Consider the following 12634-nt stretch of genomic DNA (forward strand, 5'->3'; position numbering starts at 1 on the left):
GACCGCAGACCAGTTCACTTAAACCCCGTAGCACTCGGAACAGTTCACTGCCGTGAACTGCCCTTGGTGCGCCTGCTTTCATCTACTGCTGTCAAAAATTTGTTAGGAGATTTCAATCATGGATTGGCGCCACGAAGCTGTTTGCCGCGACGAAGACCCGGAGCTCTTCTTCCCTGTCGGTAATTCCGGCCCTGCACTCACCCAGATCGCTAAGGCCAAGCTGGTCTGCAACCGCTGCCCGGTCGCTTCCTCTTGCCTCAAGTGGGCCCTCGAGTCCGGCCAGGATGCCGGCGTGTGGGGCGGCCTCTCTGAGGAGGAGCGCCGCGCTATCAAGCGCCGTAACCGCAGCCGCGCTCGCGCCCGCGTTTCCGCTTAAGAAACCCACAGTAGGCGCACCCCCGATTAACACCTCGGCATACCCTGCCGCTACAGTTGAATAAGTTCATTTCCCTTTAACAGAAGGAGCATACGATGAGCAAGCGTGGCCGCAAGCGCAAGGATCGCCGTAAGAAGCCCGCTAACCACGGCAAGCGTCCTGGCGCATAACGTCAGTAATTTAGGGCTCGTTTCTTCCCCTCACGAATCGAGGGAGGGAACGAGCCCTTTTGCATATCCTGAGCCGGTTTTAGGCGGTCGAGGCCCTATCCCCAGGTAATCTCAGTCCGCGTAATCTGCACGCTAATGCGCTGGCGCAGTGACTGAGGTGCGACCTGTCCCCCACAGCATTTGCGCACGAGTGCGCGGACTACTTCCTCGCTCTCGACGCGTTGCTGACAGGCATCGCACTGCGCGAGGTGCTCGCGGATTTCCAGTGCTCGCGCATAGCTCGTTGATTCATCGAATAGCTCCCGAAAGAGCGCTTCAACCTCCGGAGAGTTACACGCACCGCAATTGCGTCCTGTTGCGCGTTCCATTACTTCTCCTCCATCTCTGGGTGGTTGCGACCAATGCCTTTGTCTCGTGCTACGTCCTTCAACGCTGCACGAAGCAATTTTCTTCCGCGGTGGAGGCGGCTCATGACCGTCCCCAACGGAGTGCCCATCACTTCTGCGATTTCCTTATAGGCCAAACCCACCACATCCGAGTAGTACACCACCATGCGGTAATCCTCCGGCAGGTCATTCATGGCCTCGGAAATCTCCGAATCCGGCATCTGTTTGAGCGCTTCGACCTCCGCTGATTCCAGGCCCGTGGAGTCATGTCCGGACGTGGTATACAGCTGAAAGTCACTAAGCTCGTCCGCTGAGGATTCCACTGGGCGGCGCTTGGCCTTCCGGTAGGAGTTGATGTAGGTATTCGTCATGATGCGGTACAGCCACGCCTTCAAGTTCGTCCCCTGTTTGAAGGAATCGAAGTTGCTAAAGGCCTTGAGGTAGGTCTCTTGGATCAAATCCTCCGCGTCTTGCGGGTTGCGCGTCAGACGCATCGCTCCGCCGTAAAGCTGGTCCAGCAAGGGCAAGGCTTGCTCCTCAAACAACCGCTGTTTCTGAAGCGTCTCGCTCGTCGTTTCTGTGGCCATACCGACCATCCTAGCGCTCAGGACTAGGGTGGTTTATATGTCCAAGAAGACCCCGCGTGCCGCTACCCCCGCTCTCAAACTCCTCGAAGAGGCAGGTATTGACCACCACGTCTCCACCTTTGATGGCGGTCGCGAAAACTTCGGCGAGGCAGCCGCTGCGGCCCTCGACGTTACTCCTGAGCGTATCTTCAAAACCCTCGTCATTGATCTGAGCGCCGGCAAAGGCCCCAAACGCCAACTCGCCGTCTGCGTCCTTCCGGTCACACACCAGCTCAGTCTCAAGAAGGCCGCCGCAGCTTTCGGTGCGTCCAAGGCCACAATGGCCGCGCCTGCCGACGCCTCCAAGTCCTCCGGCTACATCCCCGGCGGCATCTCCCCGTTAGGGCACAAACACGTCCTGCCCACTGTCGTTGACGCGACCGCGCTGCTCTTCGATACCATCTTCTTCTCCGGCGGCAAGCGTGGCCTCGACATTGAGATGAATCCGAAAGATCTCCCCCGCGTGCTGGAGCTCTCCTTCGCCGACGTGCTCGCCGACTAGCCTCTCGTGCACTAGAACAAGGCAGTGGCCGGTGGTTCGTCGATAAGCTCTGCGTAGTCGTTGCGCACGTTGCCCACCGCGGGGTCGGCCGGGCGTGCCTGAAAGCCGCGCACAGAGCTCGGCTCCAGCAGCGCCTCCCCCGCCAGCCAGGGCGCGATTTCATCTGCAGTTAGAAACTTGGGCAAGCGGTGGTGCAGCCACGCCATCTCCTCCGTGGCATCCGTGGTCACCATCGTGGCCGAGAGCCTCTCCAACCCCGTGGCCCACAAACCAGCCGCCCACAGCAGGCCATCGGGCCCGGTCACATAATAGGGCTGCTTCTTGGCCTTCTTATCCCCACCGGCTTTCCACTCGTAGTAACCATCCAGCGGGATAACGCAGCGCTGTGCTTTGAAGGCATCCCGGAAGGAAGGTTTCTGCGCCACAGTCTCCGCGCGGGCATTAAACAGCGGTGGGCCGTCGAGGTCCTTCTTCCAGTGCGGGATAAGCCCCCAGCGCGCTGGCTCCACGCGGACGGTCTCCTCCGCAACCCGCACGATGGCGATGGGCTGGGTCGGAGCAATGTTATAGCGTGCCGGCGGCAGGCCTTCCGGCGCATGAACTTCCGTAATGGATTCCCACGCTCCGACTTCCTCCAGTAGGGACTCGGTGAACAGAACAAATCTTCCGCACATGCCCTTTATTATGGACTACATGTCTGCTTTCTGGTGTGCTCCCCAACCCGCCGGCCCGTTGTCCTGGACTCAGGAAGTTCCCGGGTCAAAGTCGATGACCAACCGCGCCCTCATCCTCGCTGCGTTGGCCGACTCACCTTCTATCATCTACAACCCGCTGGTCTCCCGCGATACTGACCTGATGAAAGAAGCTTTGAAGGCCATGGGCGTAGGTATCTCCGAGTGGGGACCGCACCTGCGCGTGACGCCGGGCCAGCTCCACGGCGCGACCGTCGATTGTGGCCTGGCTGGCACGATCATGCGCTTCTTGCCTCCGGTGGCAGCGCTGGCCGATGGGCCCGTTGTCATCGACGGTGACCCTTATGCCCGCAAGCGCCCCATGTCCACGATGACCATGGCCTTGCGTGAGTTGGGCGTCGACATCGAAGGCGATAGCCTGCCACTTAGCATCACGCCCCATGGCATTCCGGAGGGCGCCGAAGTCACCATTGATGCCTCCGCTTCTTCCCAGTTCGTCTCCGGCTTGCTCCTGGCCGGGGCGCGCTACCGCAACGGCATCAGCGTGCGCCACGAAGGCGGCACGGTCCCTTCCCAGCCCCACATCCTGATGACCATCGGCATGTTGCGTGATGCCGGCGTGCATGTGGTCGCGGGCGAGGATAATTGGGTCGTGCGTCCTGGAAAGATTGACGGCCGCGAGTGGTACATCGAACCGGACCTGTCCAACGCCACACCGTTTTTGGCTGCCGCGGCCGTCGCCGGCGGCAGCGTGAACATTCTGAATTGGCCGGAGGAAACGACCCAACCAGGTGATGCTTTCCGCGGCATCCTGGAGCACATGGGGGCACAGGTTGAGTACGTCCCGCAGGCACCTCACCGAGATCCCTACCTGCAGGTCACTGGCCCGCAGGAGGGTCTAGCAGGCCTGCGCGGCATCGATCTCGATATGGGAGAGATCGGCGAGCTCACCCCGACCGTAGCCGCGCTGTGCGCGCTGGCCTCAACGCCGTCAACCCTGACCGGCATCGCGCACCTGCGCGGCCATGAGACGGACCGTCTGGCGGCCCTCGCTACAGAGATTAACGGCTTGGGCGGCAACGTCACTGAGCTTGACGACGGCCTCCGCATCACCCCTGCCCCACTCCACGGAGGGAAGTGGCACTCCTACGCCGACCACCGCATGGCCACCGCTGGCGCCATCATTGGCCTGGCAGTCGACGGTGTCGAGGTCGAAGACATCGATACCACCTCCAAGACTCTGCCCGGCTTCGCCAAGATGTGGGAGGCCATGATCCATGGCTAGGCGCGCGAGCAGCTACGACGAATCTGATGTCCGTATCCGGCCGGGCAAAGGGTCGCGCCCCCGCACGAAGGACCGTCCGAAGCACAAGGATGCCAAGTTCGGCATGGTCATCACCAAGGACCGCGGGCGCTGGGGAGTTGCCCTTGATAATGATGGCCCAGTCGTCACCGCTATGCGCGCCCGCGAGATGGGCCGCACGCCCGTCGAGGTCGGTGATCGGGTCGGCGTCGTGGGCGATACTTCTGGTAAGAAGGACACCCTCGCGCGCATCGTGAAGCTAGAGGAGCGCACTTCCGTCCTTCGGCGCACCGCGGATGACACAGACCCTTATGAGCGCATCGTGGTGGCGAATGCAGACCGCCTGCTGATCGTGAGTGCTGTGGCGGATCCACCGCCGCGCTCCGGATTCGTGGAGCGTGCTCTCATCGCGGCCTTCGCCGGCAATATCCAGCCGGTCCTGTGCCTGACGAAGACCGACCTCACCGACCCCACTCCGTTCGCCCAAGAGTTTGCGGACTTGGATGTCACCGTGGTGGAAGCTGGCGTGGACGATGGACTGGAGCAGGTCTGTGCCGCAATTGATGGACATGTCACGGCCCTCATCGGCCACTCCGGTGTGGGTAAATCAACCTTGGTCAACCGGCTCGTCCCGGATGCCAACCGCGAAACCGGCGAAGTCTCCGCCGTGGGCAAAGGCCGCCATACATCGACGCAGTCGGTGGCGCTGCGACTGCCGGCGGAAGGAAGCACCCCGCATGGCGGGTGGATCATTGATACCCCAGGCATCCGCTCCTTCGGCCTAGCCCACATTGATGCGGAAAACGTCATTGAGGTCTTCGATGATCTTGCCGAAGCGATTGAGGATTGCCCGCGTGGCTGCACGCATGCCGGGCCACCCGCGGACCCCGAATGCGGGTTGGACCTCAGCATAGAGGAAGGGACAGCTTCTGCACGCCGCCGTGATGCGGTTCGCAACCTGCTGGCTTCCCTGCGCACCAACGTTGATTGGGCCTAAGGCCTAAGGGCCTTACTCCTAGCGCAGGAAAGGCCTTAGGCGCCCTAACGGGGCCTAGTTTTAAAGCGGAAGCATTGCTGCCAGCTGCGGCGGCAGAACAGTCTTAAGGAAGGGGCCAGCCGCGCGGAGGACCATCAGGATCACGGCCAAGCCGCCGGTAACACCGAGGATGATAGCGCCGCCGGTATCGATATTGGAGGAAGTGTTGGCACCGCTCGCCTCCCTCTTATTGAACTCTTCCTTCTTCGCACAGGCGTTGAGCGCCTTGATGTACTCCGGCGCGATGCCACGGAAGGCCTCTACCACCGCAATGTTGTTCTTGGCGCGCTTGACCGCGTTCTCATCACCGAGCTCTTCCTCCGCCTCGTAACCTGCCAGTGCACGGTAGAGCTCTTCCGACTGGTCCTCTACGGCGCGAGCACGCTTCTCCGCGTCCTTGGGCGAAATCTTAAGGCCATTCTTTAGCAAGCTGCTGTCGACATCATTGGCCTTCGACTCCGCATTCTTCAGGTCGCTGGCTTCCTCCTCGCTCAAGGTGATGGTGCACTTCTCATCCTTGATGGTGGTGCTTACCGCGCCCGCCGTGGGGGCTGCGACACCACCGGCAAGAACCGCAACCGACAAGCTGGAAGCAGCAACTACGCGGCGAAGGCGAGAGGAAGACATACTGAGGAAACCTTTCGATCGAGCTAAAGTTTTACCCCCGCAGATTATCAATAATTAGCCCAACTTGGGCAGGTAATCACCAAACTCCTTGTAGGCGGCGAAGCCAATGCTGATGATGCCGAAGAGGACGGAGATAATGACGGCCGCTGGACCCTGGGATGAACCTTCCAGGATGCGCAGCCACGGGGTCGTGGGCTTCACGGCCATATCAGGGTCTGGGTTCCCAGGTTCCGGCTTGCTGCGATCCGCGTGCACCTGCGCGATCGGTGCTGCAGGCTCCTCTGCGCCGGCAACTGGTGCGGCGACAAGCGCAGCGGTGCTCAGGGCAGCGGCGGTGACAAGGCTAGCAAGACGGGATCTCTTCATGGTGGTGCTCCTTCTAAAGCGATGGCGTTAGAGGCTTAGACTAGCACCACGCGTGAGGCACCGGTGATTATTTCCCAGTAGATCCTTAGAGAAGCTCCACGAGGATGGGTAGTTCGGTGGGGTCATAAAATGCCATGAAATTGTCCAAAGCATCACCCACTGCGAGCTCAGCGTCCTCATCTCCGAGGTCAGCGTTGTCGATAGCGTCTATAGCCTTGGCCGTAGCGGCTTCGGATTCCTCGATATCCACGTGGATAGCCTGCAGGTTAGCCTTCGTGATCGTGGCAGGGTTGAGGGCCACGACGGGCTCACCCATGTCTGGCTTCGGAGTCACCACGGACTCATCCACGTCGACGGAGATGACCACGCGTCGGTGGGGAAACTTTTCTTCGTCCCCGATAGCCAGCAGGCGCAATGAAGCCATGGAAGCTTCAAGGAAGGCAGAGTACTCAATTTCTTCCTCGTCGCCTTCGGTATAGAACTCACGCAACGCGGGTGTTAGCGCAAAACCCCAACCACTGCGTGCGGCGAGCTGGCCGGTCTCCTCAAGCTCAGCCAGCATGCCGAAGGTAGCCGGCAGGAAGACGCGCACATCCTTCGACACTTAGAACTCACCTTCAATGTCGAAGACTGCCTGAACCTCAACGCTCGTGCGGTCGAAGACCGTGTAGAGCATGCCCACCATGCCGTTCTCCACAGCAGCGCGCACGTTAACGATGGAATCATCCACCATGACGCAATCATTAATCGGCAGGTCAATAGCATCTGCCGCGGCTTGGAAGGCAGCACGGTCCGGCTTCTCAGCGCCAACCTCGCCAGAAAGCACCACGGCATCCACGATGCCGCGGTATTCCCACTCTCGAATGTGCTCCGCACCTGGGCCGCCCGGATCGTTGGAAAGGATAGCGGTGGCAACTCCGTTGGATTTCGCGGCGGCGAATAGTTCCCGCCAGCGCTTGACGTCCTCTTCGGTGCCGTCAAGCACGCCTACAAAATCGACGATGAGTCCACGCATATTATCTACCCTTCGCATTGAACTGTGTTTATCGTCCGAAAGTATAGCGAACATACCGCCCGCCTGCTCTCACCGGCCAATGCGCTGCAAAGCTCTAGCCGCAGACGGGGCTGCCATGGCACAATGAACGTACATCCAGCTTCCTTCTCTGTGCCATCCCCCGATCCTTGCTTCAGCGCTTTCCTCCGTACCGCGCACTGCGGAAGAGGACGCTATTCACATGTACACCCCCATCCCCGGCATGAGCCACCTACAACTGTATGTCGCCCCGCAACGTATCCGCTATGAGCGCGAGCCCACAGCTCGCGACCTGGCCACGCGGGAAGAGATCCGTGGTCTCGTTGTCATAGTTCTCGAAGTCGCCGCCGCCTTGCGGCCTTTGAGTCATCTCAATAACCCACGCTTCGCCCCAGAAATCACTAAGCATGTGCGCGCCTGGAGGAAAGCCCAGGCAGCTGCAGAATCGCACGGAGGAATGACGCTGCGCAGCTTGCACGCGCGCTCAAATGGTGAGTTCTTCGGTTCGGTGCTCTTAGGCTCAACACGGCGCGCTTTTACCGGCGCTGCAACCGGCCGACACCTGCGGTCATTCCGCTTACTTTCGGGCGGCCTGCAAACCCACTGACACGAGAGACAGAGGTTCTGAAAAGATGAGTTTGCGGTCTTGAGGAGCCCTAGAAATCACGCCTATGACTTAGCGCTGGTCTTAAAACATCGATCCCAGCTTGATCAGGATGGGTGTCCAATCGATTCCGGCGAAGGCTGCAGAAGCGCTCACCAAAGCTAGGCTGATGCCGCCAAACATGGTGGCCCCCACCACGGGAAGCTTCGCAGTAGCTTCATCAAGACTTTCCGGTTCAGACACCGCGCCACACTGAGTGGAGACAACATCCTGCGAACTGAGTGCAGCGCCCTTCAGGGAGTCATCGCTTTGAGAGCCCAATACGGAGGCCAGCTGGCACTGCTCTTCTGGGGCTAGTTCCACAGCCGAAGCAGCTGCGCCGCCACCCAGCAGGGTGGCAGATGCGAACACGGATAGACCTACTCGCAGAGACAAGCGGCGCATACTGACTCAACCTCCGAAGAACAATAATTAATGTTCTGACAGTATATACCTAACTACTTCCAATAAAAAGACGCCGTGGGGAATGATTCCCACGGCGTCCTGCGTTGACTAGCGCTGGCGCATCAAGGTTGCCCTAGGCTTCCGCTTCGCCCACGGCGTTTGCCTCTTCCTGCGCCTTGAACTGCTTGCGCAGCATAAACAGCTGGCGCACGGTTTCTTCCTTGACCGCGTCGTTCATGGCATTGAACATGTCGCCGCCTTCCTTCTGGTACTCCACCAGAGGATCGCGCTGCGCCATGGCACGCAGACCGATGCCTTCCTTGAGGTAATCCATTTCATAGAGGTGCTCGCGCCACTTCTGGTCAATAACCGGCAGGATGATCATGCGCTCGGTATTGCGCATCTGGCTCTCACCACCGATAGCGCTCACAGCTTCTTCGAGTTGGTCGTACTCGGAATTCGCATCAGCCAACAGTGCATCGCGCAGCTGCTCCGCAGAAATCTCGCCGGCGGAGCCGTACTCGGTACCGGCGACAAGCTCCTCGTGCGTCATGGTCGGCCCGTAGAGGGACTCCAGCGCATTCCACAGCTCGTCTAGGTTCCAGTCCTCCACGTAGCCGGTAGCCGTCGCACCCGCCACGTAGGCAGACACGGTGTCGTTGATCATCTCGCGGATGTTGTCCTTGATGTCGCTGGCCTCGAGGATGTCGTGGCGGGTGGCGTATACCACCTTGCGCTGCTCATTGAGTACCTCATCGTACTTGAGCACGTTCTTACGCATCTCAAAGTTCTGGTTTTCCACCTGTGCCTGTGCACCCTTGATGGAGTTAGAGACCATCTTGGCCTCGATCGGCACATCATCTGGCACGTTGAGGCGGTTCATCATATTCTCCATGGACTGGCCCACGAAGCGCACCATGAGCTCATCACGCATGGACAGGTAGAAACGGGTCTCACCCGGGTCACCCTGACGGCCGGAACGGCCGCGCAGCTGGTTATCAATACGGCGCGACTCGTGGCGCTCGGTGCCCAATACGTACAGGCCGCCGGCCTCGCGGACCTCGTCGCCCAGGCGCTTGGAGCGTTCCCTCTCCTGATCGATCTCGGCATCCCAGGCCTCCTGGTACTTCTCTTCATCCTCAAAGGGATCGAGGCCGCGCTCGCGCAGCTTCTCATCCAGGATGACCTCGGGGTTACCGCCGAGCACGATATCGGTACCGCGGCCGGCCATGTTGGTGGCGACGGTTACGGCGCCCGGGCGGCCGGCACGGGCGACGATCTGTCCCTCTTCCTCATGGTGCTTCGCATTGAGTACCGAGTGCTTGATTCCGCGCTTGCTCAACAGTTGCGAGAGGTACTCGGAGCGCTCCACGGAGGTGGTACCCACCAACACCGGCTGGCCGTCGGCAACGTGTTCCTCGATGTCATCCACCACCGCAGCGAACTTGGCTTCCTGGGTCTTGTAGATGCGGTCGGAGTGATCGGTACGCTGGTTCGGCTTATTCGTCGGAATCGGCACCACATCTAGCCCATAGATGGAGTGCAACTCAGCAGCCTCGGTTTCTGCGGTACCGGTCATGCCGGAAATCTTGTCGTAGAGGCGGAAGTAGTTCTGGAGCGTAACGGTGGCGAGAGTCTGGTTCTCGTTCTTGATCTCCACCTCTTCCTTTGCCTCAATAGCCTGGTGCATACCTTCGTTGTAGCGGCGGCCAGCCAGAACACGGCCGGTGAAGCTATCCACGATCAGCACTTCGCCATTGCGGACAATGTAGTCCTTATCGCGGGTGAAGAGCTCCTTCGCCTTCAAGGCATTGTTGAGGTAGGACACCAACTGGGAGTGCTCTGGGGCGTAGAGGTTTTCAATGCCCAGCTGATCCTCGACGAATTCGACGCCCTCCTCCAGCACACCAATGGTGCGCTTCTTGTGGTCCACCTCGTAGTGGATGCCCTCGCGCATCTTCGGTGCCAGCTTGGAGAAAACGCCGTAGAACTGGGAGGAGCCGTCGACCGGTCCGGAAATAATGAGCGGGGTACGGGCCTCGTCGATCAGGATGGAGTCAACCTCATCCACAATGCAGTAATTGTGGCCACGCTGGACCGTGTCATTGAGCGAGCGGACCATGTTGTCGCGCAGGTAGTCAAAGCCCAGCTCATTGTTGGTGCCGTACGTGATGTCGCAAGCATACGCTTCCTTGCGCTCCGCAGGGCGCATTTCGGAGAGGATGACGCCAACGGTGAGGCCCAGCCAGCGGTGGACACGGCCCATCATCTCGGCGTCACGCTTGGCCAAGTAATCGTTGACCGTCACGATGTGTACGCCCTTGCCCTCCAGCGCATTGAGGTAGGCCGGCAGCAGCGAGGTCAGGGTCTTGCCCTCACCGGTGCGCATCTCAGCGACGTTGCCGAAGTGCAGGGCGGCACCGCCCATAACCTGCACCTTGTAGTGCTTCTGGTCAAGCACACGCCAGGCAGCCTCACGCACGGTGGCGAAGGCTTCGAGAAGGATGTCATTCATCTTTTCGCCATCCGCCAGACGCTTCTTAAACTCGTCAGTCTTAGCCTTGAGCTCGTCGTCCGACAGCGCCGCGAATTTATCTTCTAAGGCAATAACATCATCTGCAATTTTGGCCAGGCGCTTGACGGTGCGCCCCTCACCGGCACGGAGCAGCTTGGAAAGTCCAAACACGTCTAGATAGTCCTTCTTGTCGCGACAAATAAGTTAACTCGTCGCCATTGTACTCACTAGCTTTTCTCTCACGATTCGCCACCCAACCCAAAGTGCAATTCTGTCCCCACCCCGACGTTTGCAGGACGCTCCCCTCGGCCGTCACGAAAAAAGATGATCGAAGATTAACAATGCCTAATAGAGACATAAGAAGGCTCCCTGTCTCGCTGCGCGTGTGCGCTGCGGGGCAGGGAGCCTTGTGTGTTAGGCCCTACGGCCTTTAAGGCTCAGGCCTTAAGCATCAGCATCCGTCAGGGAAATAAGACCGTAGTCGAATGCGTGGCGGCGGTAAACCACAGAAGGCTTGTTGTTCTCCTCGTTGATAAAGAGGTAGAAGTCGTGGCCGACCAGCTCCATCTCGCTGAGCGCATCATCAACAGACATCGGGGTTGCCGGGTGCTCCTTGAAGCGGACAACCTGGCCCGGGCGAACATCCTCGACAGTCTCGGCGTAGGGATCGATGTAGCGCTCTTCCTTAGCGGGCTTAGCTGCCTCAGCTTCAGCGACCAGCTCAGCGGCGATCTGACCAGTACCCTTCTGGGCGCGGTGGCCGGACTTCACGTTCTCACGGCGCACCTTAACCTTGCGCAGGGAGCGTTCCATCTTGCCCAGGGCGGTCTCGAGTGCCGCATAGAAAGAATCTTCCTTCGCCTCGGCGCGAGCGATGTGCCCCTTACCGGTAGCGGTGATCTGCAGACGCTCTGCCTCGGACTCGCGGCGCGGGTTCGGCTCGTGCTGCAGCTCCACGTGGAAGAAGGTCAGGGTCGGATCAAGGCGCTCGATCTTGGCTAGTTTTTCAGTGACACGTTCCTGGAAGTGCTCCGGAACCTCCACGTTACGGCCGGTGATGGTGACCTGAGCGTTGGTCTGCTGGGACATGAAATGCCTCCCTATACTCGTGGGGACTGAATGACTGCACATTCTGCGGACTTCTACAAGCCTGTGATAAGGAGCCGGAAGCCCGCTTCCCTGTGACACCCCTCATGTTACCACTGGTCATAACCTACACGATGACTGGCCCCTACACTCATGCATGATGATGGCCCGCCTTACGCATCTGCCAGCACAATCGCGCCCGCGACGTCACCCCCGATAGCCCATACACGCGCGGCGCTAGCACGCAGAGTTGCGCCGGTGGTGATGACGTCGTCGACAAGCATCACGTTCTTCCCCACCAGTTCGCGGGCGGCGGGACGCAACAGCACGGCTGTCCGCATGTTATCGGCGCGCTCCACGGCGCTGAGCTCTGATTGATCCGCACTGCTTTCAGCCGTGCTCAGGGCATTAACCACAGCCCAGCCTGGAAGCCTGGCAGCCGCTGCCTGGCACAGCGCGGCAACAGGATCGCCACCGCGGCGACGAGCCGAGGACACGCGCGTCGGCGCCGGCACGAGCAACCCAGTCTCCGGGATATCACCGCGGGCGCGCAAGTAATCGATGCCGGCAGCGAACACCGCCCCGAGGTGAGCACGCACTGCGTGGTGCCCGTGTTCCTTCATGGCGATGATGACACCACGGCGAGTATCGGAATAGGGACCAAGAGCCCATGCCGGAAACCCCAGGGGCCGCGGCCGTTCCACCCGGCGTGGAACCTGCCGCAAGTGTTCCTGGCAGGAAGCGCACAACACCCCGCCCGCAGCTGTTTCTCCCCCGCACCCAGCGCAGGGGCGTGGCAAGAAAAGCTCCACGAGAGCAGCCGTGGCCTCCCCTATCCCCCGATTCTTCGGCATGCGCCCCACTTTAG

Annotated in this window: 17 protein-coding genes; 6 read left to right on the forward strand and 11 right to left on the reverse strand. The window is 60.1% G+C overall.

Annotated features, from left to right (window positions below; all coding sequences use genetic code 11):
- Positions 1 to 118 precede the first annotated feature (118 nt).
- Positions 119 to 376 (forward strand): WhiB family transcriptional regulator, encoded by a 258-nt coding sequence (locus HMPREF2943_RS06755; RefSeq protein WP_042529827.1) that lies wholly within the window; start codon positions 119 to 121, stop codon positions 374 to 376.
- Positions 377 to 471: 95 nt separating this feature from the next.
- Positions 472 to 546, forward strand: coding sequence for a 50S ribosomal protein bL37 (locus tag HMPREF2943_RS12730; RefSeq protein ID WP_371325741.1), 75 nt, complete (start codon positions 472 to 474; stop codon positions 544 to 546).
- Between the two features lie 95 nt (positions 547 to 641).
- On the opposite strand, the gene rsrA is transcribed toward HMPREF2943_RS12730, so the two are convergent.
- Both rsrA and HMPREF2943_RS06765 read right to left on the reverse strand, forming a co-directional pair.
- A complete protein-coding gene (gene rsrA / locus HMPREF2943_RS06760) occupies positions 642 to 914 on the reverse strand; it encodes a mycothiol system anti-sigma-R factor (protein ID WP_070711157.1) in 273 nt (90 codons plus the stop codon).
- Entirely contained in the window at positions 914 to 1519 is a 606-nt protein-coding gene (locus tag HMPREF2943_RS06765; protein WP_070446138.1) for a sigma-70 family RNA polymerase sigma factor, read from the reverse strand. Before HMPREF2943_RS06765 ends, rsrA begins: the two co-directional genes overlap by 1 nt.
- 37 nt (positions 1520 to 1556) lie before the next feature.
- On the opposite strand from HMPREF2943_RS06765, the gene ybaK reads away from it, so the two are divergent.
- Complete coding sequence (gene ybaK, locus HMPREF2943_RS06770) at positions 1557 to 2060, forward strand: Cys-tRNA(Pro) deacylase (protein WP_070446140.1); 504 nt, start codon at positions 1557 to 1559, stop codon at positions 2058 to 2060.
- Between the two features lie 11 nt (positions 2061 to 2071).
- Here the strand turns inward: ybaK and HMPREF2943_RS06775 are convergent, their stop codons facing one another.
- The gene (locus tag HMPREF2943_RS06775; RefSeq protein ID WP_070446142.1) at positions 2072 to 2734 is read right to left on the reverse strand and encodes an SOS response-associated peptidase; all 663 of its coding nucleotides are present in this window, start codon (positions 2732 to 2734) and stop codon (positions 2072 to 2074) included.
- Here HMPREF2943_RS06775 and aroA point away from each other — a divergent pair.
- Entirely contained in the window at positions 2733 to 4037 is a 1305-nt protein-coding gene (gene aroA, locus HMPREF2943_RS06780) for a 3-phosphoshikimate 1-carboxyvinyltransferase (RefSeq protein ID WP_070711158.1), read from the forward strand. The genes HMPREF2943_RS06775 and aroA overlap by 2 nt on opposite strands.
- Positions 4030 to 5052 carry a ribosome small subunit-dependent GTPase A gene (rsgA, locus tag HMPREF2943_RS06785; RefSeq protein WP_070711159.1) on the forward strand — a complete coding sequence of 341 codons (1023 nt, stop codon included), beginning with the start codon at positions 4030 to 4032 and terminating at the stop codon, positions 5050 to 5052. Before aroA ends, rsgA begins: the two co-directional genes overlap by 8 nt.
- A gap of 60 nt (positions 5053 to 5112) precedes the next feature.
- Here the strand turns inward: rsgA and HMPREF2943_RS06790 are convergent, their stop codons facing one another.
- From HMPREF2943_RS06790 to HMPREF2943_RS06805, 4 genes are all read right to left on the reverse strand, one after another.
- Positions 5113 to 5718: a hypothetical protein gene (locus HMPREF2943_RS06790; RefSeq protein ID WP_070711160.1), complete on the reverse strand. Its 606-nt coding sequence runs from the start codon at positions 5716 to 5718 to the stop codon at positions 5113 to 5115.
- A 54-nt stretch (positions 5719 to 5772) separates the two neighbouring features.
- Positions 5773 to 6084, reverse strand: coding sequence for a hypothetical protein (locus HMPREF2943_RS06795; RefSeq protein WP_070446152.1), 312 nt, complete (start codon positions 6082 to 6084; stop codon positions 5773 to 5775).
- A gap of 85 nt (positions 6085 to 6169) precedes the next feature.
- Entirely contained in the window at positions 6170 to 6676 is a 507-nt protein-coding gene (locus HMPREF2943_RS06800; RefSeq protein WP_201829629.1) for a DUF6912 family protein, read from the reverse strand.
- A 12-nt stretch (positions 6677 to 6688) separates the two neighbouring features.
- Positions 6689 to 7099 (reverse strand): HAD-IA family hydrolase, encoded by a 411-nt coding sequence (locus tag HMPREF2943_RS06805; RefSeq protein ID WP_010189184.1) that lies wholly within the window; start codon positions 7097 to 7099, stop codon positions 6689 to 6691.
- Positions 7100 to 7319: 220 nt separating this feature from the next.
- Between HMPREF2943_RS06805 and HMPREF2943_RS12200 the strand changes: the two genes are divergently transcribed.
- Positions 7320 to 7724 (forward strand): hypothetical protein, encoded by a 405-nt coding sequence (locus HMPREF2943_RS12200; RefSeq protein WP_083276453.1) that lies wholly within the window; start codon positions 7320 to 7322, stop codon positions 7722 to 7724.
- Between the two features lie 81 nt (positions 7725 to 7805).
- Here HMPREF2943_RS12200 and HMPREF2943_RS06810 read toward each other — a convergent pair whose 3' ends face one another.
- From HMPREF2943_RS06810 to HMPREF2943_RS06825, 4 genes are all read right to left on the reverse strand, one after another.
- The gene (locus HMPREF2943_RS06810; protein ID WP_070446156.1) at positions 7806 to 8165 is read right to left on the reverse strand and encodes a hypothetical protein; all 360 of its coding nucleotides are present in this window, start codon (positions 8163 to 8165) and stop codon (positions 7806 to 7808) included.
- A 133-nt stretch (positions 8166 to 8298) separates the two neighbouring features.
- The gene (gene secA / locus HMPREF2943_RS06815) at positions 8299 to 10851 is read right to left on the reverse strand and encodes a preprotein translocase subunit SecA (protein ID WP_070711161.1); all 2553 of its coding nucleotides are present in this window, start codon (positions 10849 to 10851) and stop codon (positions 8299 to 8301) included.
- A gap of 273 nt (positions 10852 to 11124) precedes the next feature.
- Entirely contained in the window at positions 11125 to 11769 is a 645-nt protein-coding gene (gene hpf, locus HMPREF2943_RS06820) for a ribosome hibernation-promoting factor, HPF/YfiA family (protein ID WP_010189188.1), read from the reverse strand.
- Between the two features lie 170 nt (positions 11770 to 11939).
- On the reverse strand, positions 11940 to 12620 hold the full coding sequence (locus HMPREF2943_RS06825; protein WP_049754559.1) for a ComF family protein: 681 nt from the start codon (positions 12618 to 12620) through the stop codon (positions 11940 to 11942).
- Positions 12621 to 12634 lie beyond the last annotated feature (14 nt).

This window comes from Corynebacterium sp. HMSC072D12, assembly GCF_001813925.1.
GTDB classification, from domain to species: Bacteria; Actinomycetota; Actinomycetes; order Mycobacteriales; family Mycobacteriaceae; genus Corynebacterium; species Corynebacterium aurimucosum.